The organism is Serratia sp. 121840015-1 (genome assembly GCF_053627655.1).
This window is the reverse complement of sequence record NZ_JBSEYF010000005.1, coordinates 23,018-49,495: the sequence shown is the minus strand read 5'-3', so window position 1 is coordinate 49,495 and position 26,478 is coordinate 23,018. Positions and strand designations below refer to the sequence as shown.

Annotated in this window: 24 protein-coding genes; 15 read left to right on the top strand and 9 right to left on the bottom strand. The window is 61.0% G+C overall.

Annotated elements, in window-relative coordinates:
* Positions 1-97: 97 nt before the first annotated feature.
* The 3 genes from aceF to pdhR all read right to left on the bottom strand — a co-directional run bounded on the left by aceF (position 98) and on the right by pdhR (position 5,588).
* Positions 98-1,981 carry a pyruvate dehydrogenase complex dihydrolipoyllysine-residue acetyltransferase gene (aceF, locus tag ACUXAC_RS20295; protein ID WP_387445370.1) on the bottom strand — a complete coding sequence of 628 codons (1,884 nt, stop codon included), beginning with the start codon at positions 1,979-1,981 and terminating at the stop codon, positions 98-100.
* 13 nt (positions 1,982-1,994) lie between these two features.
* Positions 1,995-4,658, bottom strand: a complete 2,664-nt coding sequence (gene aceE, locus ACUXAC_RS20290) for a pyruvate dehydrogenase (acetyl-transferring), homodimeric type (protein WP_004937495.1) — start codon at positions 4,656-4,658, stop codon at positions 1,995-1,997.
* Positions 4,659-4,823: 165 nt separating this feature from the next.
* Positions 4,824-5,588, bottom strand: a complete 765-nt coding sequence (gene pdhR / locus ACUXAC_RS20285; RefSeq protein WP_004937490.1) for a pyruvate dehydrogenase complex transcriptional repressor PdhR — start codon at positions 5,586-5,588, stop codon at positions 4,824-4,826.
* 631 nt (positions 5,589-6,219) lie between these two features.
* On the opposite strand from pdhR, the gene ACUXAC_RS20280 reads away from it, so the two are divergent.
* Positions 6,220-7,596 carry an amino acid permease gene (locus ACUXAC_RS20280; protein ID WP_004937488.1) on the top strand — a complete coding sequence of 459 codons (1,377 nt, stop codon included), beginning with the start codon at positions 6,220-6,222 and terminating at the stop codon, positions 7,594-7,596.
* A gap of 67 nt (positions 7,597-7,663) precedes the next feature.
* Here the strand turns inward: ACUXAC_RS20280 and ACUXAC_RS20275 are convergent, their stop codons facing one another.
* From ACUXAC_RS20275 to ACUXAC_RS20265, 3 genes are read right to left on the bottom strand one after another with little or no spacing between them, the layout of a single operon-like run.
* Complete coding sequence (locus tag ACUXAC_RS20275) at positions 7,664-8,899, bottom strand: cytochrome c (protein ID WP_134267849.1); 1,236 nt, start codon at positions 8,897-8,899, stop codon at positions 7,664-7,666.
* Positions 8,896-9,450, bottom strand: coding sequence for a (2Fe-2S)-binding protein (locus tag ACUXAC_RS20270; protein ID WP_038879260.1), 555 nt, complete (start codon positions 9,448-9,450; stop codon positions 8,896-8,898). Before ACUXAC_RS20270 ends, ACUXAC_RS20275 begins: the two co-directional genes overlap by 4 nt.
* Positions 9,447-12,236, bottom strand: a complete 2,790-nt coding sequence (locus ACUXAC_RS20265) for a xanthine dehydrogenase family protein molybdopterin-binding subunit (RefSeq protein WP_387445365.1) — start codon at positions 12,234-12,236, stop codon at positions 9,447-9,449. Before ACUXAC_RS20265 ends, ACUXAC_RS20270 begins: the two co-directional genes overlap by 4 nt.
* A 208-nt stretch (positions 12,237-12,444) precedes the next feature.
* On the opposite strand from ACUXAC_RS20265, the gene ACUXAC_RS20260 reads away from it, so the two are divergent.
* Together ACUXAC_RS20260 and ACUXAC_RS20255 are read left to right on the top strand one after the other, a co-directional pair.
* Positions 12,445-13,029, top strand: coding sequence for a nucleotidyltransferase family protein (locus ACUXAC_RS20260; protein WP_387445364.1), 585 nt, complete (start codon positions 12,445-12,447; stop codon positions 13,027-13,029).
* An 8-nt stretch (positions 13,030-13,037) separates the two neighbouring features.
* The gene (locus ACUXAC_RS20255; protein WP_195873835.1) at positions 13,038-14,090 is read left to right on the top strand and encodes an XdhC family protein; all 1,053 of its coding nucleotides are present in this window, start codon (positions 13,038-13,040) and stop codon (positions 14,088-14,090) included.
* Here ACUXAC_RS20255 and ACUXAC_RS20250 read toward each other — a convergent pair.
* Both ACUXAC_RS20250 and fumA read right to left on the bottom strand, forming a co-directional pair.
* On the bottom strand, positions 14,014-14,880 hold the full coding sequence (locus tag ACUXAC_RS20250) for a helix-turn-helix domain-containing protein (RefSeq protein WP_048234664.1): 867 nt from the start codon (positions 14,878-14,880) through the stop codon (positions 14,014-14,016). The genes ACUXAC_RS20255 and ACUXAC_RS20250 overlap by 77 nt on opposite strands.
* Positions 14,881-15,030: 150 nt before the next feature.
* Positions 15,031-16,677 (bottom strand): class I fumarate hydratase FumA, encoded by a 1,647-nt coding sequence (gene fumA, locus ACUXAC_RS20245; protein ID WP_033635936.1) that lies wholly within the window; start codon positions 16,675-16,677, stop codon positions 15,031-15,033.
* 372 nt (positions 16,678-17,049) lie between these two features.
* Here fumA and ACUXAC_RS20240 point away from each other — a divergent pair, with 372 nt between their 5' ends.
* The 6 genes from ACUXAC_RS20240 (at position 17,050) to ruvX (ending at position 21,252) form a co-directional block, all read left to right on the top strand.
* The gene (locus ACUXAC_RS20240; protein WP_016930082.1) at positions 17,050-17,562 is read left to right on the top strand and encodes a SprT family zinc-dependent metalloprotease; all 513 of its coding nucleotides are present in this window, start codon (positions 17,050-17,052) and stop codon (positions 17,560-17,562) included.
* A 101-nt stretch (positions 17,563-17,663) separates the two neighbouring features.
* Positions 17,664-18,359 (top strand): deoxyribonuclease I, encoded by a 696-nt coding sequence (endA, locus tag ACUXAC_RS20235; protein ID WP_038879275.1) that lies wholly within the window; start codon positions 17,664-17,666, stop codon positions 18,357-18,359.
* A gap of 69 nt (positions 18,360-18,428) precedes the next feature.
* Positions 18,429-19,160: a 16S rRNA (uracil(1498)-N(3))-methyltransferase gene (gene rsmE / locus ACUXAC_RS20230; RefSeq protein WP_033635938.1), complete on the top strand. Its 732-nt coding sequence runs from the start codon at positions 18,429-18,431 to the stop codon at positions 19,158-19,160.
* 10 nt (positions 19,161-19,170) lie between these two features.
* A complete protein-coding gene (gene gshB, locus ACUXAC_RS20225) occupies positions 19,171-20,121 on the top strand; it encodes a glutathione synthase (protein ID WP_047729854.1) in 951 nt (316 codons plus the stop codon).
* 145 nt (positions 20,122-20,266) lie between these two features.
* Positions 20,267-20,830, top strand: a complete 564-nt coding sequence (locus tag ACUXAC_RS20220; RefSeq protein WP_033635940.1) for a YqgE/AlgH family protein — start codon at positions 20,267-20,269, stop codon at positions 20,828-20,830.
* The gene (ruvX, locus tag ACUXAC_RS20215; protein WP_015379046.1) at positions 20,830-21,252 is read left to right on the top strand and encodes a Holliday junction resolvase RuvX; all 423 of its coding nucleotides are present in this window, start codon (positions 20,830-20,832) and stop codon (positions 21,250-21,252) included. Before ACUXAC_RS20220 ends, ruvX begins: the two co-directional genes overlap by 1 nt.
* Here ruvX and ACUXAC_RS20210 read toward each other — a convergent pair.
* A complete protein-coding gene (locus ACUXAC_RS20210; RefSeq protein ID WP_060441035.1) occupies positions 21,249-22,271 on the bottom strand; it encodes a type IV pilus twitching motility protein PilT in 1,023 nt (340 codons plus the stop codon). The genes ruvX and ACUXAC_RS20210 overlap by 4 nt on opposite strands.
* A gap of 20 nt (positions 22,272-22,291) precedes the next feature.
* On the opposite strand from ACUXAC_RS20210, the gene ACUXAC_RS20205 reads away from it, so the two are divergent.
* From ACUXAC_RS20205 to hemW, 6 genes are read left to right on the top strand one after another with little or no spacing between them, the layout of a single operon-like run.
* Entirely contained in the window at positions 22,292-22,999 is a 708-nt protein-coding gene (locus ACUXAC_RS20205; RefSeq protein WP_060422654.1) for a YggS family pyridoxal phosphate-dependent enzyme, read from the top strand.
* 19 nt (positions 23,000-23,018) lie between these two features.
* Positions 23,019-23,840: a pyrroline-5-carboxylate reductase gene (gene proC, locus ACUXAC_RS20200; protein ID WP_087762574.1), complete on the top strand. Its 822-nt coding sequence runs from the start codon at positions 23,019-23,021 to the stop codon at positions 23,838-23,840.
* Between the two features lie 31 nt (positions 23,841-23,871).
* On the top strand, positions 23,872-24,426 hold the full coding sequence (locus ACUXAC_RS20195) for a YggT family protein (protein WP_019456092.1): 555 nt from the start codon (positions 23,872-23,874) through the stop codon (positions 24,424-24,426).
* The gene (yggU, locus tag ACUXAC_RS20190; protein ID WP_033649585.1) at positions 24,423-24,713 is read left to right on the top strand and encodes a DUF167 family protein YggU; all 291 of its coding nucleotides are present in this window, start codon (positions 24,423-24,425) and stop codon (positions 24,711-24,713) included. The genes ACUXAC_RS20195 and yggU overlap by 4 nt, the downstream gene beginning before the upstream one ends.
* Positions 24,714-24,730: 17 nt before the next feature.
* Positions 24,731-25,324, top strand: coding sequence for an XTP/dITP diphosphatase (locus tag ACUXAC_RS20185; RefSeq protein WP_060422645.1), 594 nt, complete (start codon positions 24,731-24,733; stop codon positions 25,322-25,324).
* Positions 25,317-26,459 carry a radical SAM family heme chaperone HemW gene (gene hemW / locus ACUXAC_RS20180; RefSeq protein ID WP_387445357.1) on the top strand — a complete coding sequence of 381 codons (1,143 nt, stop codon included), beginning with the start codon at positions 25,317-25,319 and terminating at the stop codon, positions 26,457-26,459. The genes ACUXAC_RS20185 and hemW overlap by 8 nt, the downstream gene beginning before the upstream one ends.
* The last annotated feature ends 19 nt before the right edge of the window (positions 26,460-26,478 follow it).

Here is a 26,478-nt window from a genome sequence, read left to right as displayed (position 1 = left end):
GAGTGACCCGTGTCTCAACAATTTTGTCGAGTTGTGCAAAATCCGACAAAACTGCTACAGAATCGTCAGGGGCGCAGCATGCTGCGCCCCTTTTGCATTACATCACCAGACGGCGAATGTCGGACAACATGTTGTTGATGATGGTGATGAAGCGCGCACCATCGGCACCGTCGATAACGCGGTGGTCGAAGGACAGCGACATCGGCATCATCAGGCGCGGCATGAACTCTTTACCGTTCCAGACCGGCTCCATCGCAGACTTGGAGACGCCCAGGATAGCCACTTCCGGCGCGTTGACGATCGGCGCGAAGTGGGTCGTCCCGATGCCGCCCAGGCTGGAGATGGTGAAGCAGCCGCCCTGCATCTCGCCCGCGGTCAGCTTGCCGTCGCGCGCTTTCTTGGAGATGGCCATCAGTTCGCGAGACAGCTCGGTGATGCTCTTCTTGTTCACGTCCTTGAACACCGGAACCACCAGGCCGTTCGGGGTATCTACCGCCACGCCGATGTTGATGTATTTCTTCAGCGTCAGCTTCTGACCGTCTTCGGACAGCGAGCTGTTGAAGCGCGGCATCTGCTCCAGAGCGGCAGCGACGGCTTTCATGATGAACACGACAGGCGTGAACTTCACGTCCAGCTTGCGCTTGGCCGCTTCTTCGTTCTGCTGCTTGCGGAACGCTTCCAGATCGGTGATGTCGGTTTTGTCGAAGTGAGTCACGTGCGGGATCATCACCCAGTTGCGGCTCAGGTTCGCGCCAGAGATCTTCTGGATGCGGCCCATTTCGACTTCTTCGATCTCGCCGAACTTGCTGAAGTCCACTTTCGGCCATGGCAGCATGCCTGGCAGACCGCCGCCGGCAGCCGCCGGAGCCGCTTCAGCGCGTTTCACCGCGTCTTTCACGTAAGTCTGAACGTCTTCGCGCAGGATGCGGCCTTTACGACCGGTGCCCTTCACTTTCGCCAGGTTAACGCCGAATTCACGCGCCAGACGACGAATGACCGGGGTCGCGTGCACGTATGCCGCGTTCTCGGCGAACTCGCCTTTGTCATCCGCTTTCGCAGCCGGTGCGGCGGCTTTAGCGGCGGCCGGCGCCGGCGCAGCGTCCGCTTTAGCGGCTGGAGCGGCGGCAGCGGCAGGCGCAGCGCCTTCCACTTCGAACACCATGATCAGGGAGCCGGTTTTCACTTTGTCGCCGGTCGCGATCTTGATCTCTTTCACGGTACCCGCGAACGGCGCAGGCACTTCCATGGAGGCCTTGTCGCCTTCCACGGTGATCAGAGACTGCTCGGCGGCAACCTTATCGCCCACCTTAACCATCACTTCGGTCACTTCGACTTCGTCACCGCCGATATCCGGCACGGCGACGTCTTTGGCTGCAGAGGCCGCAGGTGCTGCAGCGGCAGCAGGGGCTTGCGCCGCAGCCGGGGCCGCAGCGGAAACGGCGCCGGCCACTTCGAACACCATGATCAGGGAACCGGTTTTCACTTTGTCGCCGGTCGCGATCTTGATCTCTTTCACGGTGCCCGCGAACGGCGCAGGGACTTCCATGGAAGCCTTGTCGCCTTCAACGGTGATCAGGGACTGCTCGGCTTCCACCTTGTCGCCCACTTTCACCAGGATCTCGGTCACTTCGACTTCGTCAGCGCCGATGTCCGGCACGGCAACGTCTTTGGCCGCAGCGGCGGCCGGGGCAGCTGCTGCTGCCGCCGGTTTTTCTTCCGCTTTCGCCGCCGGTGCAGCTTCCGCTGCGCCTGCCGCTTCGAAGATCATGATCAGTTTGCCGGTTTCGGTTTTATCGCCGACCGCCACTTTGATCTCTTTCACCACGCCCGCCTGCGGGGAGGGCACTTCCATGGAAGCCTTGTCGCCTTCCACGGTGATCAGCGATTGTTCCGCTTCAACTTTATCGCCGACCTTCACCAGAATCTCGGTGATTTCGACTTCATCTGCACCGATGTCCGGTACGTTGATTTCGATAGACATTATTCAGTACCTCTTAGGCCAGACGCGGGTTAACTTTTTCCGGGTTGATGTCGAATTTCTTGATTGCATCGGCAACCACAGAAGCTTCGATCTCACCGCGTTTAGCCAGTTCACCCAGAGCAGCAACCACCACGTAGGATGCATCGACTTCGAAGTGGTGACGCAGGTTTTCGCGGCTGTCCGAACGACCGAAGCCGTCGGTGCCCAGTACGCGATAATCGCTGGCCGGCACATAAGTACGAACCTGTTCGGCGAACAGTTTCATGTAGTCGGTAGAAGCTACCGCCGGCGCGTCGCTCATCACCTGAGCGATGTAAGGCACGCGTGGCGTTTCGGTTGGGTGCAGCATGTTCCAGCGCTCGCAGTCCTGGCCGTCGCGCGCCAGTTCGGTGAACGAGGTCACGCTGTAGGTGTCGGAACCCACGCCGTAGTCCTTCGCCAGGATCTGCGCAGCTTCGCGCACGTGGCGCAGGATAGCGCCGGAGCCCAGTAGCTGTACCTTGCCTTTGCTGCCTTCCAGCGTTTCCAGCTTGTAGATACCCTTGCGGATACCTTCTTCCGCACCCTGCGGCATCGCAGGCATGTGGTAGTTTTCGTTCAGCGTGGTCAGGTAGTAATACACGTTTTCCGGGTTGTCGCCATACATGCGCACCAGACCGTCGTGCATGATCACCGCCACTTCGTACGCGTAAGCCGGATCGTAAGAGATGCAGTTAGGGATGGTCAGAGACTGAATGTGGCTGTGGCCATCTTCGTGCTGCAGACCTTCGCCGTTCAGGGTAGTACGGCCCGAGGTGCCGCCGATCAGGAAGCCGCGCGCCTGTTGGTCGCCCGCTGCCCAGCACAGGTCGCCGATACGTTGGAAACCGAACATCGAGTAGTAGATGTAGAACGGAATCATCGGCAGATCGTTGGTGCTGTAGGAAGTCGCTGCGGCCAGCCAGGAAGAGGCTGCGCCCAGTTCGTTGATGCCTTCCTGCAGGATTTGGCCTTTCTCGTCTTCTTTGTAGTAAGCCACCTGCTCACGGTCCTGCGGAGTGTACTGCTGGCCGTTCGGGCTGTAGATACCGATCTGACGGAACAGACCTTCCATACCGAAGGTACGCGCTTCGTCGGCGATGATTGGCACCAGGCGATCTTTGATCGACTTGTTCTTCAGCATCACGTTCAGGGCACGCACGAAGGCGATAGTGGTGGAGATCTCTTTGTTCTGCTCTTCCAGCAGCGAGCTGAAATCTTCCAGCGCCGGCATTTCCAGCTTCTGAGTGAACTCCGGCAGACGCGTCGGCACGTAGCCTTTCAGCGCCTGGCGACGTTCGTGCAGGTATTTGTACTCTTCGGAATCTTTCTCGAAGGTGATGTACGGCAGTTTTTCGATGTCAGCATCGGCAACCGGCACGTTGAAACGATCGCGGAAGTGGTGAACCCCTTCCATGTTCATTTTCTTCACCTGGTGAGCGATGTTTTTACCTTCCGCGGTTTCACCCATGCCGTAACCTTTGATGGTGTGGGCCAGGATAACGGTCGGTTTGCCTTTGGTGTCCTGCGCTTTTTTCAGTGCAGCGAAGATTTTCTTCGGATCGTGACCACCACGGTTCAGCGCCCAGATTTCGTCGTCGGTCATGTCTTTGACCAGCGCCGCGGTTTCTGGGTAACGGCCGAAGAAGTGCTCGCGCACGTAAGCGCCGTCTTTGGATTTGAAGGTCTGGTAGTCGCCGTCCAGGGTCTCGTTCATCAGCTGAACCAGTTTACCGCTGGTGTCTTTACGCAGCAGTTCGTCCCAACGGCCGCCCCAAATCACTTTCAGCACCTGCCAGCCTGCGCCGGAGAAGATGCCTTCCAGTTCGTTGATGATCTTGCCGTTGCCGGTAACCGGGCCGTCCAGGCGCTGCAGGTTGCAGTTGATGACGAACACCAGGTTGTCCAGCTTCTCGCGGGTCGCGATGGTGATGGCGCCTTTGGATTCCGGCTCATCCATCTCACCGTCGCCCAGGAAGGCGTAAACGGTCTGCTCAGAGGTGTCTTTCAGGCCACGGTGTTCCAGGTATTTCAGGAACTTCGCCTGATAGATGGCGCTGATTGGCCCCAGGCCCATGGAAACGGTCGGGAACTGCCAGAATTCCGGCATCAGCTTAGGATGCGGGTAAGAGGACAGGCCATTGCCGTGCACTTCCTGACGGAAGTTGTTCATTTGTTCTTCGGTCAGGCGGCCTTCAAGGAAGGCACGCGCGTAAACGCCCGGAGAGATGTGGCCCTGGAAGTACACCAGGTCGCCGCCGTCTTTCTCGTTGCGTGCGCGGAAGAAGTGGTTAAAGCAGACTTCATAGAAGGTCGCGGAAGACTGGAAGGAAGCCATGTGGCCGCCCAGCTCCAGGTCTTTTTTGGATGCGCGCAGAACGGTCATGATCGCGTTCCAACGGATCGCTGAGCGAATGCGGCGTTCCAGATCCAGGTTGCCTGGGTAGGCCGGTTCGTCTTCTACCGCGATGGTGTTGACGTAGTTGTGCGCTGCAGCACCGGCCGCAACGTTAACGCCGCCTTTGCGGGCTTCTCCCAATACCTGATCAATCAGAAACTGAGCTCGCTCAACACCCTCTTCACGGATGACCGATTCGATCGCCTGCAGCCAGTCGCGGGTTTCGATCGGATCCACGTCATTGTTTAAACGTTCTGACATGGTGGTATTCCTTATCTGTCTAATGGTTTGTTTGGAGCCTGTCTTCCTGTGCTCTGTGCAAAAACACACGAAGACAGGCCCATCAGTTTAGTTGCCGCTTAAGTACTTAACTAAGTACCTCGAACTTAACCCCCGCAGGCTGGTGTACCCTGAAGAGGACAGCTCTTAATCCTTGCGTTGCTGGAGACGCCGTAGCGATCTCTCGCGCCGAGTATGCTCCCGGCTGAGATCCAGCAAGATTTCCTCGATAAACGCCAAGTGGCGATGCGAGGCTTCACGGGCCTTTTCCGGCTCGCGTGCCACAATCGCCTCAAAAATTCCGGCGCGGTGGCTGCTCACTTTTGCCAACATCTCACGGCGCGAGTAGAGCAATTCAAAGTTCTGACGCACGTTCTGTTCCAGCATCGGCCCCATGCAGCGTAGCAGGTGAAGTAACACAACGTTGTGGGCAGCTTCGGTCACGGCGATTTGATACTGCATGACCGCATCGGCTTCGGCGTCGAGATCGCCGCTGTCTTGAGCCTGTTGAATCACGATATGGCAGTCGCGGATGCGCGCCAGATCTTCATCGGTGCCGCGCAGCGCCGCGTAATAGGCGGCAATGCCTTCCAGCGCGTGACGGGTTTCCAGCAGATCGAACTGTGATTCGGGATGGTCGGCCAGCAGCTCGGCCAGCGGATCGCTGAAGCTCTGCCACAGATTAGTTTGCACGAAGGTGCCGCCGCCCTGACGGCGCAGGAGCAGCCCTTTCGCTTCCAGGCGCTGAATGGCCTCTCTCAGAGAAGGACGGGAGACATCAAATTGTTTCGCCAGCTCGCGCTCCGGAGGCAGTTTTTCGCCTGGGCGCAGTGTCCCCTCGAGGATCAGGTATTCGAGCTGTTGCTCGATAACATCTGACAACTTGGGTTGGCGGATTTTGCTGTAGGCCATGAGTGAATTCTTCTCTGCGAATGGCGCGGAGTCAATTGGTAATACCAATTTCAAAAACGTGACGGTAAAGTAACAAAGTATTCACCTCCTGTCCATACGGGCCTTGATCGAAATCAGGTTACCCGCACATTTTAACACCCCGCTGAAAACCCCGCTGCAAACCGGTAACGCCGTGATGGTATTACCATTTACGCGCCGGGTTGGGGATTTAACTTTTACCAAACCTTACGCAAGGCAGAGTGCAAACTTTTTGCCCGAGTTTTATTGCATGGTTATGACGCTTTAATGAATGGCTATTTGGCGAGCAGCGCAACGGGAGTTCGTTCATTATTTGAACGCGCGCCGCCGTTCGGATCTACGTTATTTTTGCGCATTATGTGATTTGTTACTTATTTCATGCACTGAATCCCCCCCGCCGTCACACAACCCGCATTTTGTTTCCTAAACTGCTGCAATCTTAATCACTCACACGACAAAGCAGGTGCAAACAGACGCGCATAACATTATTCTCTGCCAAACGGTAGCGGCGCCGTGGAATTAATAGCTATAACGCCGTAAATAAAATAAAACACACATCGTAACCACTGCTTTACAGGTATGTGGTCATTCGCAACGACAGAGGGTTAGATTGATGGATGGTCAACAGCATGGTGACCAGCTGAAACGCGGCCTGAAAAACCGCCATATTCAGCTCATCGCCTTAGGTGGCGCAATCGGCACCGGGTTATTTCTCGGTATCGCTCAAACAATAAAAATGGCCGGCCCGTCAGTGCTTCTCGGCTACGCCATCGGCGGCTTCATCGCGTTTCTGATCATGCGCCAGCTGGGGGAAATGGTGGTGGAAGAGCCGGTTGCCGGTTCCTTCAGCCACTTCGCCTACAAATACTGGGGCAACTTCGCCGGCTTCGCTTCCGGCTGGAACTACTGGGTGCTGTATGTCCTGGTGGCGATGGCGGAGCTGACCGCGGTCGGCATCTACGTGCAGTACTGGTGGCCGGAGATCCCCACCTGGGTCTCCGCTGCGGTGTTCTTCCTGGCGATCAACGCCATCAACCTGGCCAACGTTAAAGTTTACGGCGAGATGGAGTTCTGGTTCGCCATCATCAAGGTGGTGGCGATTATCGGCATGATCGTGTTCGGCGCCTACCTGCTGTTCAGCGGCATGGGCGGCCCGGAGGCCACCGTCACCAACCTGTGGGCGCAGGGCGGGTTCTTCCCGAACGGCGTCATGGGCCTGGTGATGGCGATGGCGGTGATCATGTTCTCCTTCGGCGGCCTCGAGCTGGTCGGCATCACCGCCGCCGAAGCCGACAACCCGCAAAAAAGCATTCCGAAAGCCACCAATCAGGTGATCTACCGCATCCTGATCTTCTATATCGGTTCGCTGGCCATTCTGCTGTCGCTGTACCCGTGGGGCAAAGTGGTCGAAGGCGGCAGCCCGTTCGTGCTGATCTTCCACGCGCTGAACAGCAACCTGGTGGCGACAGTGCTGAACATCGTGGTGCTCACCGCCGCGCTGTCGGTGTACAACAGCTGCGTCTACTGCAACAGCCGCATGCTGTACGGCCTGGCGCAGCAGGGCAACGGCCCGAAAAGCCTGCTGAAGGTCGACGGCCGCGGCGTGCCGGTGGTAGCCATCGGCATTTCCGCCCTCGCCACCGCGCTGTGCGTGCTGATTAACTACCTGATCCCGGGGCGGGCCTTCGAACTGCTGATGGCGTTGGTGGTATCGGCGCTGGTGATCAACTGGGCGATGATCAGCCTGGCGCACCTGAAGTTCCGCGCCGCCAAAAACCGCGAAGGCGTGGTGCCGAAGTTCAAAGCCTTCTGGTACCCGTTCAGCAACTACCTATGCCTGCTGTTCATGGCCGGCATCCTGGTGATCATGTACCTGACGCCGGGCATTCAAATCTCGGTGCTGCTGATCCCGGTATGGGTGGCGATCCTGGCCGTCGGTTACGCCATCAAACAGCGCAGCCAACGCGTAGACGGCGTCACCAGCCGTTGAATCCCGTGACCGCACAATAAATAAAATGGCCCGCAGATGCGGGCCATTTTTTTCTCCTGAACGCCGCTTACTTGCGCAGCGCTTTCACCTGCTCTGCGGTGATATCCGCCGGCAAGCCGCCCCAGGTCACGCGCAGGTAATTCACCAGCTCCGCCACTTCGGCATCGCTCAGCCGCTCACCGAAGCCCGGCATGCTCTGCATGCTTTCATCGTTCGGGAACTGCTGGGCCGGCAGGCCGTCCAGCACCGACACGATCAGGTTCTTGCCGTCTGCCTGGCGCAGTGTGGCATTATCGCGCATCGCCGGTGCGACGTGCGGTTTGCCCTCGCCTTCACGCGCGTGACAGCCGGCGCACTGATCCAGATAGGCCATGCGCCCGGCATCGCTGCCCTGGCCCATTTTCACCGGCACCGCCGCCGGCGGCTGCTCGCCCATCAGATACAGCGCCAGCGCCTGGTGGTCTTCCGGCGTTAAATGACGGGTGCTGAGATCCACCACCATGTGCATCTCGCTGAAGGCGGAACCCTGCGGCGCGAGGCCGGTGCTGAGGAAGCGGCTGACGTCCTGCGGCGTCCAGCCGCGCTGCGCCAGGCCGTGCGGCGTAATGTCCGGCGCCATGAAGCGGCCGAGATCGCCGCCCTGCATCGGCTTAGCGAGATCCATCTGCCCCAGCGCGCCGCGCGGCGTGTGGCATTCGCCACAGTGCCCCAGCACGTCGGCCAGATAGCGGCCGCGCTGCCATTGCGGCGAACTGCCCTGCGAACTGGCCGGCAGCGGATCCTGGCTGCGGAACAGCAGGTTCCAGCCGATCAGCGCCATGCGCTGGTTGAACGGGAACGGCATCTCGTTGGCCGGAATGGCCACGTCCACCGCCGGGCGCGTCATCAGGTAAGCGTAGATGTCGTCGGCATCCTGACGCGACATGCCCTTGTACGAGGTGTAAGGCATCGCCGGGTACAGGTGTCGCCCGCCCGGCGCCACGCCCTGCGTCAGCGCCAGGAAGAAGTCGTCCTTGGTCCAGCGCCCGATGCCGTGGTCGGCCGACGGCGTCAGATTGCTGCCGTAAATCGTGCCGAACGGCGTTTCCAGCGGATAGCCGCCGGCCAACGGCGCCCCGCCGCTGGCGGTATGGCAGGCGGCGCAGTCGGCGGCCTGCGCCAGATAGCGGCCGCGGGCGATCTGTTCGGCGCCGGCGGTCACCTGCTGCACCGGGCCGTCGTAACGGCGGTTTTCCCGCCACCACAGCAGCGCAATCACCACGATCGCCACCAGCAAAATCAATACTGCGAGACGTTTTTTCATTGCGCCGTCTCCTTCAGCAGGCCCGGCGTTTTCAGCACCACGTCGCGCACCGCTTCGTAGTAACGCACATAGCCGGTACAGCGGCAGATGTGGCTGTCCAGCGCCTGCTCGATGGCGCTTTCCAGCTGCTCGCGAGCGATAGGTTCACGCTTGAGCTTTTCCACGAAAATGGTAGCGGCATTGACGAAGCCCGGCGTGCAATAACCACACTGGAAGCTGTAGTGCTCCAGAAACGCCTGCTGGATCGGCGACAGCTCAACCACCTCGCCCTGTTCGTCCACCTTGGCGTGGCCTTCGACGGTACGCACTTTCTTGCCGTTGAAGAAATGCGCGCCGGTGATGCAGGTGCGCACCTCTTCGCTGGTGCCGCTCGGGTGATCGACGATCGCCACGCAGGCGTGGCAAATGCCCTGCCCGCAGCCGAGGCGCGAACCGGTCAGGTCAAGGTACTCGTGCAGGAAATCGATCATCATCAAGCCTTCCGGCACCTCGATCGGGCCGTACTGCTTCTCGTTGATGGTCAGGGAGATCGGCTGGGTTTTAATGCTCATTGTAATACCTCACGAATATTTTCTGCACGAACGGGCAAATCACGGAAACGGTGGCCGGTGGCGTCGGCGATGGCGTTGACCAGCGCGGCCACGATCGGGATCATCACCACCTCCGCCATGCCTTTCGGCGGATCGGTTTCCGACAGCGCCGGCAGGATGTCGCCGCTCTGTTTCCACACCGCCACGTCGCTGGCGCGCGGCAGGTGGTAACGGTTGAAGTTCCAGGTGCCGTTGCCCGGGCCGTCTTCGTACAGCGGTAAATATTCGTGCAGCGCATGGCCGATCCCCATCGCCAGCCCGCCCTGCAGCTGGCCGGAAACCAGTTCCGGCACGATCAGGTTGCCGCACTCCATGATCGAATGGTGATTCAGCAATTCCACCTGGCCGGTGGCGATATCCACCGCCACTTCCACCAGCGTGCCAACGGCGCTGTAGTAGGTCACCGCCGCATTGTTGCGCTGGGTTGGCGGGTAGTAGACCTGCCCGCGCGCCAGCGGTTTGAATTCGCCGCTGGCGTTGCGCAGCGCCATGCCGTCGACCGGCAGGCGTTCGCTTTTGCCGTTCAGCGTGAAATCGGCCTCCGCCCACTGCCAGCGGTTGAACACGTGCACCGCCGCGCCGGTGACGCCGCCCATCTGATAGGCCGTCTTGGCCAGCAGCTCGAGGCTCAGCACCGACATGCCCGCCGCCGTCAGGCCGCCTTCGACCCAACGCGCATCTTCACGCCGCACCACCAGCGGCGCCGCCTGGCCGCCGCCGATACCGGCCTGCCACAGCGCCATCGCCGCCGGCCACAGGCCGCGATCGAAGATCAGGCGCGCCGCTTCGCGGGTGCTGTGCGAGAAGTAATAGGCCGAGTTGCTGGCGCTGGACGGCGAACAGTAGCTCGGCGTCCAGTTGGGGTTGGTTTGCAGCTTGTCCTGCTCTTCTTGCGACATCAGGTAAGGATCGCCGCTGGTGACCATCGGCAGTACCGACCAGTCGGTGACCGAGAAGTGCGCTTCGTCGGCCGGCTTGCCCAGCCACTGCGCACACAGCACCGACTGCGAGGTCGACATGCCGGTGCCCATCTCCGCGCCGCTGTGATGCAGCGTGATGCGGCCGTCTTCACTCAGCTCCACCCGGGCGAACGAGGTTTCCGCCCCGGTGCCGAAGTCTTTCTGCACGCAGCCGATGCCAACGCCATAGCGCTTGCCGGGATGGCGGCTCTCAAACTCGGCCTTGCGTTCGGCGCGCTTGAGCCACATCTCATGCTTCGCCGCCTTCTCCAGCACTTCATCGGCGCGGATCGCACCGGCCGGGATCGCCCCCTGGGTGTTTTTCATGCCGGATTTCAACACGTTGCGCAGGCGGAATTCGATCGGGTCGATCTTCAGCTCGGCGGCCAGCTCATCCACCATCATCTCGGTGGCGGCCATGCTCTGCAGCGTGCCGTAACCGCGCGCCGAACCGGCGTCGATGGCGCGTGAGGCCAGCCCGACCGACGACAGATCGCTTTTCGGGAAGTAGTAAATCGACTGGGCGGCGGTCGCGCCGACCATCACTACCGAAGGGGTAAAGTTGCTGCGGCCGCCGCCGTCCGCCGTCATGTCACCGAGGAACGACTGCATAACGCCGGTCTGGCGATTCACCGCGATGCGATAGTTCATGTCGAACGCGTGGCGCTTCAGCGCCGTCTGGAACTGCTCGAAGCGGTCATTGGCCAGGCGCACCGGGTGGCCGTCGCCGTACATCGCCGCCACTGCGCCGTAATAGGGGAAGTTGTAGTGATCTTTCGAGCCGTAGCCCACGGTGTAGCACGGGTGCAGGATCAGCTGTTTCACCGGCGGGTTGCGCTTGGCCAGCATGCGCGGCATCTCGTCTGCCACTTCCTGCGGCGACTGGGTCGGCACCACCAGATGCAGGGTTTGCGTCTCGGCGTCGAACCAGCCGTTGGCGTTGTCCGGCTCCAGCGCCGAGGTATCGATCGACTGCGTGGTGTAGCGGCGTGACATCACCAGCCAATCGGCCGGCGGATTGGCCATCTCGTCGGCGATCAGGCCCGCATAGCGCATGCCTTCCTGATCCAGCTTGCCGCCCTCGCGCCCTTCCGGCCACACCGGCAGGTGTTTTTTCATCGATACCGGGAAGATTGGCGTGTCCTTCAGGCTGGAGAAGCGATCGTCGTCGAACGGTTGATCGCCCCCCACCCGCACATAGCGGAAGCTGCCCCAGGGATCGCGCTCCAGCGGGCCGGTGACCGCGCCGTATTTGATGGTTTCTTCACGAAATTTCAGCTTGTCCTTGGCGAAGCGGAACCGGGCGAAGTCGTGATAGATCAGGATCGCCACCGCCTGGCCGAGGTAGGCCGGGGTTTTGCCGCTCGGCAGCAGCATGTCGTCACCGTAAAACGCCGGGAAGGCCAGGCCATCGCGCGCCAGATCTTCCGCCGTCACCAGACGATCCGGCTGCAGGTCGTCCCCCAACAGCGACAGATCGACCCCTTCGAACAGTCGGTCGGCTTTGGTGACGCGCAGAATGAAGGCGTGCGCCTGTTTCTGCGGCCAGTGCGGCATGTCCACCGCGCGGATATCGCGCGCGAACACCTTCTGCCCCATGACCTTGGCGCGGCCATCGATACGGAAACGGACGCGTTTGGTCTGCGGATCCCAGTTGGGTGACTGGAGGATTTTTTGCTCGAACAGCGCGGCATAGGCGCGGCTGTACAGGGGTGCGAGATACACAGACACCCCCGCAATCACGGCGCTTTTGATAAAGCGGCGCCGCGACGGGTTGAAATTGCTCATAAATAAGTCCTTCACGTCTTTCTTGTAATTGGTTTTTGTTCGCGGTGTTGTTGCGCAAACGCTGACGACCTTGCCGTAGACGTCATAAGCATATGCTTATAACTAAAATTATGTGATGATTAACAGGCTGTTTTCAACAAAAAAACATTTGCAAAACACAGGTAGTTTGTAGGCTAATAAATAATTTGCGCAAACGCGGACTTCAACCATGACCACGGGCATTGTCATTACCGCCGCCGGACGCGGGGAGCGCTTTATTCAGGCCGGCGGCCAGGGCAACAAATTGAACGCCGGGTTTGCCGACGCGGCGGGCGAGCGGCGATCGCTGTTCGAACACACCCTGCGCCAGGCACTGGCCTCTGGCCTGCCGGTACAGGTGGTGACCCGGCCGGATAATCTGCCGGTGCTGGCAGCCTGCGCCGCCAATCAGTTGCCGGTCACCCTGCTCGCCAGTTCGGGCCTCGGCGACTCGATCGCCGCGGGCGTTGCCGCCACGCCCCACTGGCAGGGCTGGCTGATCCACCTGGCCGATATGCCATTCGTCGGCGCCGATGTTTTCCGGCAGGTGGCGGATGCCTTACGGCAGCACCCGATCGTGCGCCCCTGCTATGCGCAACAGCCCGGTCACCCGGTTGGCTTTTCCGCCCGATTGCGCAAACCGCTTTGCCAACTGCGCGGCGATAATGGCGCGCGTGAACTGCTGCAAGGCGCGGCAGTGCACCTGCTGTCGCTTGAGCACCCCGGCGTCGTGCAGGATATTGATCTTCCATCGCAACTCCCGGCCAGCGAGTAAATTCACCTATGCAACATCTTGATGTCACCGTGGTCAGCCAGGCGATAAGCTGGCTGCAGCAACAGCCGGTCTGGTTATGCACCGTGCTCAGTACCTACGGCTCTTCGCCGCGGTCGCCGGGCGCGCTGATGGCGGCGACCCGCGACGGCCGCTACAGCGGTTCGCTGTCGGGCGGCTGCGTTGAGGAGGATTTTTTGCGCCGCGTGGCCGCCGGGGAGTATCAGGCGGCCAGCCAGGTGATCCGTTACGGCGAAGGCGGCATGACGCCCAACGTGGCGCTGCCCTGCGGCGGCGTGCTGGACGTGCTGATCGAATACCTGCCGGCGGGTGAAGACAGCATCGCTTACCTGCGACGCATCGCCGGCGCGCTGGAAGGGCATCACGCGTTGATCAAACGCCTGACGCTGCCCAACGCCTGCCACAGCCTCGAGCAAAGCCACTTCACCAGCGCCACGCAGGTCGAACGCCGGCTCGAGCAGATCACCCTGCACATCGCGGCCGCGCCGCGCCTGCTGATCGCCGGGCTGTCCAGCGTGGCGCTGTACTGCGCCGATTTCGCCGTGGCGCTGGGGTTTGAGGTGCTGGTGTGCGAGAGCCGCCCGGAGGTGCTGGATAACTTTGCCGCCGAGCTGAAACCGGGCGTGACGTTGCTGCGCCAGTTTCCGGCCAAATTTATTGAAGAGGGGGGATGCCACGCCAATACCGCCGTCGTGGCGCTGACCCACGATCCGCGCATGGACGACCTGACGCTGATGGAAGCGATCCACACCCCGGCGTTTTACATCGGGGCCATGGGATCGCTCAGAAACAGCGCGCGGCGGCGCCAGCGTTTGCAGCAGATTGCCGAATTCACGCCGCAGGAGCTGGAACGCATCCATGCGCCGATCGGCCTGCCGCTGGGCAGCAAAACCCCGGCGGAGATCGCCCTGGCGGTGATGGCGGCGATCGTGCAGCAAAAAAACCGGCTGCCGGCCGCCGACGGGATCAATGCAGCGGCACCACCGGCACCAGATGCTGCAGCTCCAGATGCAGTTCCTCTTTCCCGCTCAGCGAATAGCTGAACACCGTAATGTCCGGCCCGTCACCGCGGGCCAGCCCCATTTCGGGCAATACCTGCGTGTAGATCTGAATGATGTGGTCGTTGAGCGCCACCGGCTTGCCGGAATAGCGAAAACGGCAAAACTCGCCGTGGATCTCCGGCAGCGGCTCCAGCACCACGCCTTCGCGCAGCGGGTATTCCGTCGTCACGCCCAGGGTATAATCGACCCTGACCCGCTCGCCGTCCGGCACCAGCTGGGTAAACGAATAGGTTTGCGTCGGGCGCTCGCCCAACAAGGTGTAGAACTGCCCCCGCAGCGCGCTGCGCTGCGGCAGGTGCGACTTGTCCAGCTTCTCGATATCCAGGTGATAAGCGTACCGCTTGCCGTGAAAGGCGTATTGCCCCCGGGCGATGCTGACGCGTTCAACCTGAATATCGCCGGGCTGGCTGGCCGCCAGCGAACGCACCAGATTGCTGAAGTCCTGCTTGCGGGCATGGCGATACACGCTGGGCGATTCGGCGAAGTGTTTCTTGAAACAGCGCGAGAACGTCTGCTGGTTATCGAATTGGTATTCGACCGAGATATCGAGAATGCTCTTCTGCGTGAAACGCAAGGCGAAAGCGGCGAGGTAGAGGCGGCGAGCGCGGATGTACGAGGCTAACGACAATCCGGTCTGCTTCTTGAACATGCGCTGCAGGTACCATTTCGTATAGCCTGACTTGGCGGAAACGATATCCAACGACAGCGGATTGGTCAGGTTATCTTCAATCCAGACCAGCAATTCCTTGATATGACTTTCCTGCGTACCCATGTGCTTGCCGAACCTTCTGTTGCCGATATTCCATTAGTCGAATTTTAGTGCTATCCGCGTAGGGTATACAGGTTAAAACTCGACGTCCAGCAAGCTACAGGACTTTACACACTCCCCTTCACCGCCCGCAGGCGGCGAAGGGGGCCGCGCTTATTTCAGGCAGCTGGAGCACTGACCGGCCTGGATCTTCTGGAAGAAGTCATTGCCTTTGTCATCCACCAGGATAAACGCCGGGAAATCCTCCACTTCGATTTTCCAGATCGCTTCCATACCCAGCTCAGGATACTCCACGCACTCCAGGCTCTTGATGCTCTGCTGCGCCAGCACCGCCGCCGGGCCGCCGATGCTGCCGAGGTAGAAGCCGCCGTGCTTGTGGCAGGCATCCGTCACCTGCTGGCTGCGGTTGCCTTTCGCCAGCATGATCATGCTGCCGCCGTGGGATTGCAGCAGATCGACGTAAGAGTCCATACGCCCGGCGGTGGTTGGCCCCAACGAACCGGACGCGTAGCCCTCCGGCGTTTTGGCCGGGCCGGCGTAGTAGATCGGGTGATCCTTGACGTACTGCGGCAGGCCTTCACCGCGATCCAGACGCTCTTTCAGCTTGGCGTGCGCGATATCGCGGCCGACGATGATGGTGCCGCTCAGCGACAGGCGGGTGGAAACCGGGTACTGCGACAGCTGTTTAAGGATCTCGGCCATCGGGCGGTTGAGATCGACTTTGATCGCCTCGCCTTCCCCGGCCTGACGCAGTTCCTGAGGAATGAATTTACCCGGATTGTGCTCCAGTTTTTCCAGCCAGATGCCGTCGCGGTTGATCTTGCCTTTGATGTTGCGGTCCGCCGAGCAGGAGACGCCCATGCCGACCGGGCAGGACGCTCCGTGGCGCGGCAGGCGCACCACGCGGATATCGTGCGCGAAGTATTTGCCGCCGAACTGCGCGCCCAGACCCAGGTTCTGCGCTTCTTGCAGCAGTTCCGCTTCGAGTTCCAGATCGCGGAACGCCTGGCCATGCTCGTTGCCTTCGGTCGGCAGGCCATCGTAATACTTGGTCGAGGCCAGCTTGACGGTTTTCAGCGTCGCTTCCGCCGAGGTGCCGCCGATGACGAACGCCACGTGGTACGGCGGGCAAGCCGCGGTGCCTAACGTGCGCATCTTGTCGACCAGGTAGTTTTTCAGTTTGCCCGGCGACAGCAGCGCCTTGGTTTCCTGATACAGATAGGTTTTGTTGGCGGAACCGCCGCCCTTGGCGATGCACAGGAACTTGTACTCTTCGCCGTCCACGCTGTAGAGATCGATCTGCGCCGGCAGGTTGCTGCCGGTATTGACCTCTTTATACATATCCAGCGCGGCGTTCTGCGAATAGCGCAGGTTCTCTTCGATGTAGGTGTTGTACACCCCGCGCGACAACGCCGCTTCATCGCCGCCGCCGGTCCAGACGCGCTGGCCCTTTTTGCCGACGATGATCGCCGTGCCGGTGTCCTGGCAGGTCGGTAAAATACCCTTGGCGGCGATTTCTGAGTTACGCAGAAATTGCAGCGCAACGTACTTGTCGTTTTCGCTGGCGTCCGGATCGTCGAGGATATCGGCCACCTGCTGCTGGTGCGCCGGGCGCAGCATGAACGAGGCGTCGTGGAACGCATGCTGGGCAAGCAGGGTTAACGCTTCAGGGGCAACTTTCAGAATTTCCTGGCCTTCAAATTCGCTCACGGAAACGTGGTCGCGGCTCAGCAGGTAGTATTCGGTATCGTCTTTCTTCAGCGGGAACGGATCTTGATAGTGGAACGGTTTATTCGACATTGATCTCTCACTTGCAACATCAGCTGCGTTAAATTCACACTTGCGGCGCACGGCTCGGCGCCTTGTCAAAAAACTGCCTCCACCTTACGTATTTTTAATCAGTCAGTTATTGCGCCAAATCGCAAAATAACCGCTCTTTGCGTAAGGGATTACCACAGGCGGCGTTTCAACCTTGCTCGGTGAGAACTGCGGGTACAGGCTCATCATGCACGCTTTATTATCCCGCAGTTAACACATTGATTACAATCCATCGGCGGCGATCGTCTTATCAATGTGGCGAAAAACCGGCGCGCAGCGCCAAGAAAGCGTCGGATGCGGATTTAGGCCGGGACATATTGTCAGCCGCCGCGCCATTGCTTAAGCTAGGCCGCAATGAACAAACCAAGAATCCCCATCGCGCTGCAACAAGCGGTGATGCGCTGCCTGCGAGAAAAGCTGCAGTTGGCACGCCGGCATTTTGCCGTCGAGTTCCCCGAACCCAGCATCGTCTATCAGCAACGCGGCACCAGCGCGGGCACCGCCTGGCTGCAAAGCTGGGAAATCCGTCTGAACCCGGTGCTGTTGCTGGAAAACCAACAGCCGTTTATCGATGAAGTGGTGCCGCACGAGCTGGCGCACCTGCTGGTGTTTCGCCAATTCGGCCGGGTGGCGCCGCACGGCCGCGAATGGCGCTGGATGATGGAAAGCGTACTGCTGACCCCCGCCAGCCGCACTCACCGTTTCGAAACCGCCTCGGTGCAAAGCAAAACCTTCCCCTACCGCTGCGGCTGCGGACAGCACCAGCTCACCATTCGCCGCCATAACCGCGTGCTGCGCGGCGAAAGCGAATACCGCTGCCGCCGGTGCGGCGAAAAACTGAAATTTCTTGCTAGCGAGAACCTTTAGTTAAACGATTTATACGTTAAAACAAGCAAATATCGCCATTTGCCACTGCCGGAAAGTTCCGTTACCCTGCCTGCTTTTCCAATTTTGAGCTGTTTTGGAATATGCTTCGCAGAATTTTGTTTATGGCGGTTTTCGCCGCAGGCGCCGTACAGGCGCACGGCATCAATAATTTTTCTCAGGCCAAGGCGGCGGCGGCCAAGATTAACCAGGATGCGCCGGGCAGTTTTTACTGCGGCTGCCGCATCGACTGGCAAGGCAAGAAGGGCATCCCGGATCTCGCCGGTTGCGGCTATCAGGTGCGTAAAAACGCCCAACGCGCGCAGCGCATCGAGTGGGAACACGTGGTGCCGGCCTGGCAGTTCGGCCACCAGCTGCAGTGCTGGCAGGACGGCGGGCGCAAGAACTGCAACAAAGACGCCACCTATCGCCAGATAGAAACCGATCTGCACAACCTGCAGCCGGCGATCGGCGAAGTGAACGGCGACCGCAATAACTTCATGTACAGCCAATGGAACGGCGGTGAAGGCCAATACGGGCAATGCCCGATGAAGGTGGACTTCAAGAATAAACAGGCGGAGCCGCCCGCCCGCGCCCGCGGCGCCATTGCCCGCACCTACTTCTACATGCGCGATCGCTACCAGCTGCGGCTGTCACGCCAGCAAACCCAGCTGTTCGAGGTGTGGAACCGGCAATATCCGGTGAGCCAATGGGAATGTCAGCGTGAAGCACGTATCGCCAAGGTGCAGGGCAACCACAACCCCTATATTCAACAGGCTTGTCAGCAGCGGAAAAGCTAACCTACTATAGCCTTTATCTTTCATGGCGCCGCCAACCCGCGGCGCCGTTTCGTCAGGATCAGACTACCCATGCGCATACCCCGCATTTACCATCCGCAGCCGTTGACCGATCGGGCGGAGATCGCCCTGAGCGAGGACGCCGCCAACCACGTCGGCCGCGTGCTGCGCATGAGCGCCGGCCAGGCGCTGCAACTGTTCGACGGCAGCAACCAGGTGTTCGACGCCGAGATAGTTCGGGTGGACAAAAAGAGCGTGCTGGTGCGCCTCGGCGACGGCCGCGTGGATGACATCGAATCGCCGCTCAACCTGCATCTGGGCCAGGTGATCTCGCGCGGCGAGAAGATGGAGTTCACCATTCAGAAGTCCATCGAGCTGGGCGTCAACGTCATTACCCCGCTGTTTTCCGAGCGCTGCGGCGTCAAACTGGACGGCGAGCGTCTGGCGAAGAAAATCCAGCAATGGCAAAAGATCGCCATCGCCGCCTGCGAACAGTGTGGCCGTAACCGCATTCCCGAAATCCGCGAGGCGATGTCGCTGGAAGCCTGGTGCGCCGAGCAGGACGGCAGCCTGAAGCTCAACCTGCATCCGCGCGCCAGCCACAGCATCAACACGCTGCCGCAGCCGGTAGACCGCGTCCGCCTGCTGATCGGCCCGGAAGGCGGTTTGTCCGCCGACGAAATCGCCATGACCACCAACCACGGATTTACTGATATTCTGCTGGGGCCACGCGTGCTGCGTACCGAAACCACAGCGCTCACCGCCATTACCGCTCTGCAGGTCCGCTTCGGCGACCTGGGTTAAAGGAGAAAAGATGATTAAGCTCGGCATCGTGATGGACCCTATCGACTCCATCAACATCAAGAAAGACACCAGCTTCGCCATGCTGCTCGAAGCGCAGCGCCGCGGTTACGAATTGCACTACATGGAGATGAACGATCTCTATCTGCACGCCGGTGACGGGCGCGCCCGCACCCGCCTGCTGAGCGTGAAGGAAGACAAGGAGAACTGGTTCAGCTTCGGCAGCGAGCAGGATCTGGCGCTGCACGATCTGGACGTGATCCTGATGCGCAAGGATCCGCCGTTCGATACCGAATACATCTACGCGACCTACATTCTGGAGCGCGCCGAAGTCAAAGGCACGCTGGTGGTCAACAAGCCGCAAAGCCTGCGCGACTGCAACGAGAAGCTGTTCACCGCCTGGTTCCCGGAACTGACGCCGGACACGCTGGTCAGCCGCAGCGCCGCGCACATCCGCAAATTCCACCAGCAGCACGGCGACGTCATCCTGAAGCCGCTGGACGGCATGGGCGGCGCGTCTATCTTCCGCGTGAAGCAGGACGATCCTAACCTGTCGGTGATCATCGAAACCCTGACCGAACACGGCAGCCGTTTCTGCATGGCGCAGAACTTCCTGCCGGCGATCAAGGACGGCGACAAACGCATTCTGGTCGTCGACGGCGAGCCGGTGCCTTACTGCCTGGCGCGCATTCCGGCGCAGGGCGAAACCCGTGGCAACCTGGCGGCCGGCGGCCGCGGCGAAGCGCGTCCGCTGAGCGAGAGCGACTGGAAAATCGCCCGCGCTGTCGCGCCGACGCTGAAAGAGAAAGGGCTGATCTTCGTCGGCCTGGACGTGATCGGCGATCGCCTGACCGAAATCAACGTGACCAGCCCAACCTGCGCGCGCGAAATTGAGGCGGCATTCCCGATCTCGATTACCGGCATGCTGATGGACGCGATTGAAAAGCGCCTGGCGGCGAAGTAATGCGTCATGCGGGCGGCCTGCCGCCCGCTATCCTGCATCGCGCCCGCCAAAGCACGCCTTTGTACGCGGCTTGAAAGGCGGCGGGTATAGCCGCATACTGGCGGCTGTTTATTTTCTCACCCATTGATTACCTTATACTAACGCCATGAATTTACAGCACCATTTTCTGATCGCCATGCCCACCCTGCAGGATCCTCGCTTCAAGCGCTCGGTGATTTACGTCTGCGAGCACAACGAAGAAGGCGCCATGGGTTTGGTGATCAATAAACCGGTGGAGCAGTTCACGGTAGCCACGGTACTGAGCAAGCTGAAGATCATGCCGCCTGCGCGCGATCCGGCCATCAGCCTGGACAAGCCGGTGTTCGCCGGCGGCCCGCTGGCGGACGATCGCGGGTTTATCCTGCATACGCCGCGCCACGGCTTCGGTGCCAGCATTCAAATTTCCCCCAACACCATGATCACCACCTCGAAAGACGTGCTGGAAACGCTCGGCACCCCAGAACAGCCGGACGACGTGCTGGTGGCGCTGGGTTATGCGGGTTGGGAAAAGGGCCAGCTGGAGCAGGAGGTGTTGGAAAATGCCTGGCTGACCATCGAGGCCAACACCGACATTCTGTTCCGCACGCCGATCGCCAGCCGTTGGCGCGAGGCGGGGAACCTTCTGGGTATCGACATTCGCAGCATCGCCAACCACGCAGGACACGCCTGATGAGCAACCGCACCATTATCGCCTTCGACTTCGGCACCAAAAGCATCGGCGCGGCCGTCGGCCAGGAGTTGACCGGCAGCGCCCGCGCCCTGCCGGCCTTCAAAGCGCAGGACGGCTCGCCGGACTGGCTGAAAATCGAAAAGCTGCTGAAGGAGTGGCAGCCGGATCTGGTGGTGGTCGGCCTGCCTCTGAACATGGATGGCACCGAACAACCGGTGACCGCCCAGGCGCGCAAGTTCGCCAACCGCCTGCACGGCCGCTTCGGCATCCAGATCGATCTGCATGACGAGCGCCTGAGCACCGTGGAAGCGCGCGCCAACCTGTTCGATCGCGGCGGCTTCCGCGCGCTCGACAAAGGCAGCGTGGATTCCGCCTCTGCGGTGGTGATCCTCGAAAGCTGGTTCGAACGGCAGCTGGGTTAACTCCCCGCCCCTTCGCCAACACAATCCCCCAACACGCCGGCGTCGATCCGCTGCTGCAAACCTTGCTCAAAGGTTTGCATGCCGGACTGCGCGCCGGTTTGCAACACGCTCGCCAACTGATGGGTTTTCCCTTCGCGGATCAGGTTGCTGACCGCCGCCGTCGCCGTCAGCACCTCAAAGATCGCCACTCGCCCGCCGCCGGGCCGCCGAATCAGCTTTTGCGCGATCACCGCCTGCAGGCTGCCGGCCAGCTGGGCGCGCACATAGGGTTTCTCTTCCGCCGGAAACACGTCCACCAGCCGTTCCACCGCCTGCGGCGCGCTGCGGGTGTGCAGCGTCGCCAGCACCAGATGGCCGGTCTCCGCCGCGGTGAGCGCCAGCCGAATGGTGGCGACATCGCGCAGCTCGCCCAGCAGGATCACATCCGGATCTTCGCGCAGCGCAGCGCGCAACGCCGTATCGAAGCTGTGACTGTCGCGGCCGATCTCTCGCTGCTGAATCAGCGATCGCCGGCTGCGGTGCAGGAATTCGATCGGATCCTCCAGCGTTAAAATGTGCCGCGGCTGGTGCCGGTTGATCTCGTCGATCATCGCCGCCAGCGTGGTGGACTTGCCGCTGCCGGTGGCGCCGGTGACCAGGAGAAGCCCGTCGTCGCGCCGCAGCAGTGCCGGGACGATGGCCGGGGCCGCCAGCTCGGCAAGCGAAGGCGCCTGCCCGGCGATGCGCCGCAATGCGAGAGACATCCCCGCGCGTTGCTGAAAAACGTTGGCCCGCAGCCGCTCCCCACCCGGCCTGTGCAGCGCCAGATCGATCTGCCCCAGCCGCCGCAGGCTCTCGCGCTGCTGCGCATTCAGCAATCCGTCGCAGAGGGCCTGCACGCCTTGCGCCGTCAGCGTTGGCGCCGCCGCCAGCGGCTGCAGTTCACCGTCGATGCGCAACATCGGCGGATGACCGGCACAAAGGTGCAGATCGGAAGCATTATGCTTTACACTAAGGGCCACGAATTCATCGATATCCATATCACTCTCCCGGGTCAATAATGAGCACTATCCAACAGAACCTGCAGGATGTCAGAAACCGCATCGCGGCCGCCGCGCAAAACTGCGCGCGGGCGCCAGAAGAAGTTGCTCTGCTTGCAGTCAGCAAAACCAAACCTGTGGCGGCGATCGAAGAAGCCATCGCCGCCGGCCAGCGCGCCTTCGGCGAGAACTACGTGCAGGAAGGGGTAGACAAGATCCGGCATTTCGCCGAGTCGCCGCAGAGCGGCGAGTTGGTGTGGCACTTTATCGGCCCGCTGCAATCCAATAAGAGTCGGCTGGTGGCGGAACACTTCGCCTGGTGTCATACCGTGGATCGGCTGCGTATCGCCCAGCGCCTGAGCGATCAGCGCCCGGCCGGTATGCCGCCACTCAACGTGCTGATTCAAATCAACATCAGCGATGAGCAGAGTAAATCCGGCATCGCGCTGGCCGAGCTGCCGGCGTTGGCCGAAGCGATCGCCGCACTGCCGAACCTGACGCTGCGCGGCCTGATGGCCATCCCGGCGCCGGAAGCGGATTATCAGCGGCAGCTGGCGGTATTCAGCCGGATGAACGATGCCTTTCTCGCCCTGCGTCAGCGTTATCCGCAGGCCGATACGCTGTCGATGGGCATGACGGACGACATGGCGGCGGCGATCGCCGCTGGCAGCACCCTGGTGCGCATCGGCACCGCAATTTTTGGCGCCCGCGACTACTCGCAGGCCTGACAAACAGACGAGGGATTTGATGCAACATCGCAAGATTACCTTTATCGGCGCCGGCAACATGGCGCGTGCAATCATCGCCGGCCTGGTGGCGGGCGGCTATCCAGCCAAATCCATCAGCGTCTGCGCCCCTTCGGCGAAAAACCGTGACGCGCTGGCGGCGGACTACGGCATCGTCAGCAGCGGCGACAACGTCGCCTGTGCGCGCGCGGCCGACGTGGTGGTGCTGGCGGTCAAACCGCAGCTGATGGCCGACGTTTGCCAGCCGCTGCGCGAGCAGGTCGATTTCAGCGGCAAGCTGGTGCTGTCGATCGCCGCCGGTATTCAGGTCAGCCGTTTCTATCAGCTGCTCGGCGACAAGCTGAACATCGTGCGCATCATGCCCAACACCCCGTCGCTGGTCGGCAAGGGCATGAGCGGGTTGTACGCACCGGAGCAGGTCAGCCGGCAGGATCGCGACTACACCGGCGATTTAATGGCGTCGGTCGGTAAAGTTTGCTGGGTCGATGACGAAAATGGCATCAACGGCGTGATCGCCGCCGCGGGCAGCGCCCCGGCCTATTTCTTCCTGTTTATGGAGGCGATGCAGAAAGAGGCCGAACGCATGGGCTTCGACAGCCAGACCGCGCGCGATCTGGTGCAACAGGCCGCTTCCGGCGCCGCCGCGCTGGTTGAAGCCAACCCGGATACGCCGCTGGGCACGCTGCGCGAGCAGGTGACCTCCAAAGGCGGCACCACCGCCGAAGCGCTGCGGGTGTTCAACGAACGCCAACTGCCGGAAACCGTGGCGCAAGCGATGCAGGCCGCCGTTTCCCGTGCGCAAGAGATGGAAAAATTATTTTAAATAACCGCGAGTTAAGGAGAAGGACCACTTCATGCTAACGCTGACTTTCCTGGTCAAGACCGTTGTTGATCTGTACGTGATGGTGCTGTTGCTGCGCATTTGGATGCAGTGGGCGCGCACCGATTTTTACAACCCGTTCTCGCAGTTTGTGGTGAAGATCACCCAACCCGTGGTCGGCCCGCTGCGCCGCATCCTCCCGTCGCTGGGGCCTATCGACAGCGCTTCGCTGCTGCTGGCGTTCCTGCTGATGACTATCAAGTACCCGTTGCTGCTGCTGATCCAGGACGGCGCGATATCGCTCAGCCCCTATAACCTGCTGTTCGGCCTGATCTCGCTGGTGAAGTCCGTCGGCTACCTGATCTTCTGGGTAATGATCATTCGTGCGCTGATGAGCTGGGTAAGCCAGGGCCGCAGCCCGATCGACTACGTGATGTACCAGCTGACCGAACCCTTGATGGCGCCGATCCGTCGCATCATCCCGGCGATGGGCGGCATCGACTTTTCCGCCATGGTGGTAATCCTGATCCTCTATCTGCTCAACTACCTGGGCATGGATCTGTTCCCCCAACTTTGGTTCCTGCTGTGAGTGCAGTCACTCCGGTGCTGGACGGGCTGGCGATCAGGCTATATATTCAGCCGAAAGCCAGCCGCGACCAAATTATCGGCTTGCATGGCGACGAACTGAAAGTCGCCATCACCGCCCCGCCGGTCGACGGCCAAGCCAACGCCCATTTGATCAAGTTTATCGCCAAGCAGTTCAAAGTGGCGAAAAGCAGCGTCACCATCGAGAAAGGCGAACTGGGGCGGCATAAACAGTTACGCATCGTGAATCCGCAACAGATCCCCGCCGTGGTCGCGGCGCTCATCGAATAATTTTCAAGGTAGTCATTATGCAAAAAGTCGTTCTTGCCACCGGTAACCCGGGCAAAGTGCGCGAACTTGCCGACCTGTTGGCCGATTTCGGCCTGGACGTGGTCGCGCAAACCGATCTCGGCGTGGAATCCGCCGAAGAGACCGGGCTGACGTTTATCGAAAACGCCATTCTGAAAGCGCGCCATGCGGCACAGGTCACCGGCCTGCCGGCGATCGCCGACGACTCCGGCCTGGCAGTCGACGCGCTGGGCGGCGCGCCGGGCATCTACTCCGCACGCTATGCCGGTGAAGATGCCGACGATCGGCAGAACCTCGATAAGCTGCTGGCGGCGCTGAAAGACGTAGCGCCGGGCCGGCGCGGCGCGCAATTCCACTGCGTGCTGGTCTATCTGCGCCATGCAGAAGATCCGACGCCGCTGGTGTTCCACGGCAGCTGGGCCGGTGAGATCACCGAGCAGGCCGCCGGCGAAGGCGGCTTCGGTTACGATCCTGTCTTCTACGTGCCGGAGCTGGGCCGCACCGCCGCCGAGCTGAGCCGCGACGAGAAGCGGGCGATTTCGCACCGCGGCAAGGCGCTGACGCTGATGTTGGAAGCCATGCGCAATGCTTAAGCTGCCCCCGCTGAGTCTCTACATTCACATCCCGTGGTGCGTGCAGAAATGCCCGTACTGCGACTTCAACTCCCATGCGCTGAAGGGTGACGTGCCGCATCAGGAGTACGTCGATCATCTGTTGGCGGATCTGGATGCCGATCTGCCGCTGGCCGGCGGCCGGGAGATAAGCACCATCTTCATCGGCGGCGGCACCCCCAGCCTGCTGAGCGCAGAGGCGATGCAAGCCTTGCTGGACGGCGTGCGGGCGCGCATTCGCGTCGCCGACGACGCCGAAATCACCATGGAGGCCAACCCCGGCACCGTGGAGGCCGATCGCTTCAGCGGCTACCAGCGCGCCGGCGTCAACCGCATCTCCATCGGGGTGCAAAGCTTCAGCGCCGAGAAGCTGACCCGCTTAGGGCGCATCCACGGCCCGGAAGAGGCCAAGCGCGCGGCAACGCTGGCGACCGGCCTCGGCCTGCGCAGCTTCAACCTCGATCTGATGCACGGCCTGCCGGATCAGTCGCTGGAAGAGGCGCTGGACGATCTGCGCCAGGCTATCGCCCTGAACCCGCCGCACCTGTCGTGGTATCAGCTGACCATCGAGCCGAACACCCTGTTCAGCTCGCGCCCGCCGGTTTTGCCGGACGACGACGCGCTGTGGGATATCTTCGAACGCGGCCACCAGCTGCTGAGCGCCGCCGGCTATCAGCAGTATGAAACTTCGGCCTATGCCAAACCGGGCTACCAATGCCAGCACAACCTCAACTACTGGCGCTTCGGCGACTATCTGGGGATCGGCTGCGGCGCGCACGGCAAGGTGACCTTCAGCGACGGGCGCATCCTGCGCACCGCCAAGACCAAGCACCCGCGCGGCTTTATGCGCGGCGACTACATGGACAGGCAGCATGAGGTGGCGGCGGCGGATCGGCCGTTCGAATTCTTCATGAACCGCTTCCGCCTGCTGGAAGCTGCGCCGCGCGCCGACTTCGTCAACTACACCGGGCTGGCGGAAAGCGTCATTCGCCCGCAGCTGGACGAAGCGCTGGCCAAAGGCTATCTGGAAGAAACCGCGGAGCACTGGCAAATCACCGAGAAGGGCAAACTGTTCCTCAACTCGCTGCTGGAACTGTTCCTGGCGGACGACGAGTAAAAAAAAGCGCTGAATAATC

Bases quoted from the DNA above. Each gene is read 5' to 3' on its own strand.
- aceF (WP_387445370.1), bottom strand. From the start codon at position 1,981: ATGTCTATCGAAATCAACGTACCGGACATCGGTGCAGATGAAGTCGAA.
- aceE (WP_004937495.1), bottom strand. From the start codon at position 4,658: ATGTCAGAACGTTTAAACAATGACGTGGATCCGATCGAAACCCGCGAC.
- pdhR (WP_004937490.1), bottom strand. From the start codon at position 5,588: ATGGCCTACAGCAAAATCCGCCAACCCAAGTTGTCAGATGTTATCGAG.
- ACUXAC_RS20280 (WP_004937488.1), top strand. From the start codon at position 6,220: ATGGATGGTCAACAGCATGGTGACCAGCTGAAACGCGGCCTGAAAAAC.
- ACUXAC_RS20275 (WP_134267849.1), bottom strand. From the start codon at position 8,899: ATGAAAAAACGTCTCGCAGTATTGATTTTGCTGGTGGCGATCGTGGTG.
- ACUXAC_RS20270 (WP_038879260.1), bottom strand. From the start codon at position 9,450: ATGAGCATTAAAACCCAGCCGATCTCCCTGACCATCAACGAGAAGCAG.
- ACUXAC_RS20265 (WP_387445365.1), bottom strand. From the start codon at position 12,236: ATGAGCAATTTCAACCCGTCGCGGCGCCGCTTTATCAAAAGCGCCGTG.
- ACUXAC_RS20260 (WP_387445364.1), top strand. From the start codon at position 12,445: ATGACCACGGGCATTGTCATTACCGCCGCCGGACGCGGGGAGCGCTTT.
- ACUXAC_RS20255 (WP_195873835.1), top strand. From the start codon at position 13,038: ATGCAACATCTTGATGTCACCGTGGTCAGCCAGGCGATAAGCTGGCTG.
- ACUXAC_RS20250 (WP_048234664.1), bottom strand. From the start codon at position 14,880: ATGGGTACGCAGGAAAGTCATATCAAGGAATTGCTGGTCTGGATTGAA.
- fumA (WP_033635936.1), bottom strand. From the start codon at position 16,677: ATGTCGAATAAACCGTTCCACTATCAAGATCCGTTCCCGCTGAAGAAA.
- ACUXAC_RS20240 (WP_016930082.1), top strand. From the start codon at position 17,050: ATGAACAAACCAAGAATCCCCATCGCGCTGCAACAAGCGGTGATGCGC.
- endA (WP_038879275.1), top strand. From the start codon at position 17,664: ATGCTTCGCAGAATTTTGTTTATGGCGGTTTTCGCCGCAGGCGCCGTA.
- rsmE (WP_033635938.1), top strand. From the start codon at position 18,429: ATGCGCATACCCCGCATTTACCATCCGCAGCCGTTGACCGATCGGGCG.
- gshB (WP_047729854.1), top strand. From the start codon at position 19,171: ATGATTAAGCTCGGCATCGTGATGGACCCTATCGACTCCATCAACATC.
- ACUXAC_RS20220 (WP_033635940.1), top strand. From the start codon at position 20,267: ATGAATTTACAGCACCATTTTCTGATCGCCATGCCCACCCTGCAGGAT.
- ruvX (WP_015379046.1), top strand. From the start codon at position 20,830: ATGAGCAACCGCACCATTATCGCCTTCGACTTCGGCACCAAAAGCATC.
- ACUXAC_RS20210 (WP_060441035.1), bottom strand. From the start codon at position 22,271: ATGGATATCGATGAATTCGTGGCCCTTAGTGTAAAGCATAATGCTTCC.
- ACUXAC_RS20205 (WP_060422654.1), top strand. From the start codon at position 22,292: ATGAGCACTATCCAACAGAACCTGCAGGATGTCAGAAACCGCATCGCG.
- proC (WP_087762574.1), top strand. From the start codon at position 23,019: ATGCAACATCGCAAGATTACCTTTATCGGCGCCGGCAACATGGCGCGT.
- ACUXAC_RS20195 (WP_019456092.1), top strand. From the start codon at position 23,872: ATGCTAACGCTGACTTTCCTGGTCAAGACCGTTGTTGATCTGTACGTG.
- ACUXAC_RS20185 (WP_060422645.1), top strand. From the start codon at position 24,731: ATGCAAAAAGTCGTTCTTGCCACCGGTAACCCGGGCAAAGTGCGCGAA.
- hemW (WP_387445357.1), top strand. From the start codon at position 25,317: ATGCTTAAGCTGCCCCCGCTGAGTCTCTACATTCACATCCCGTGGTGC.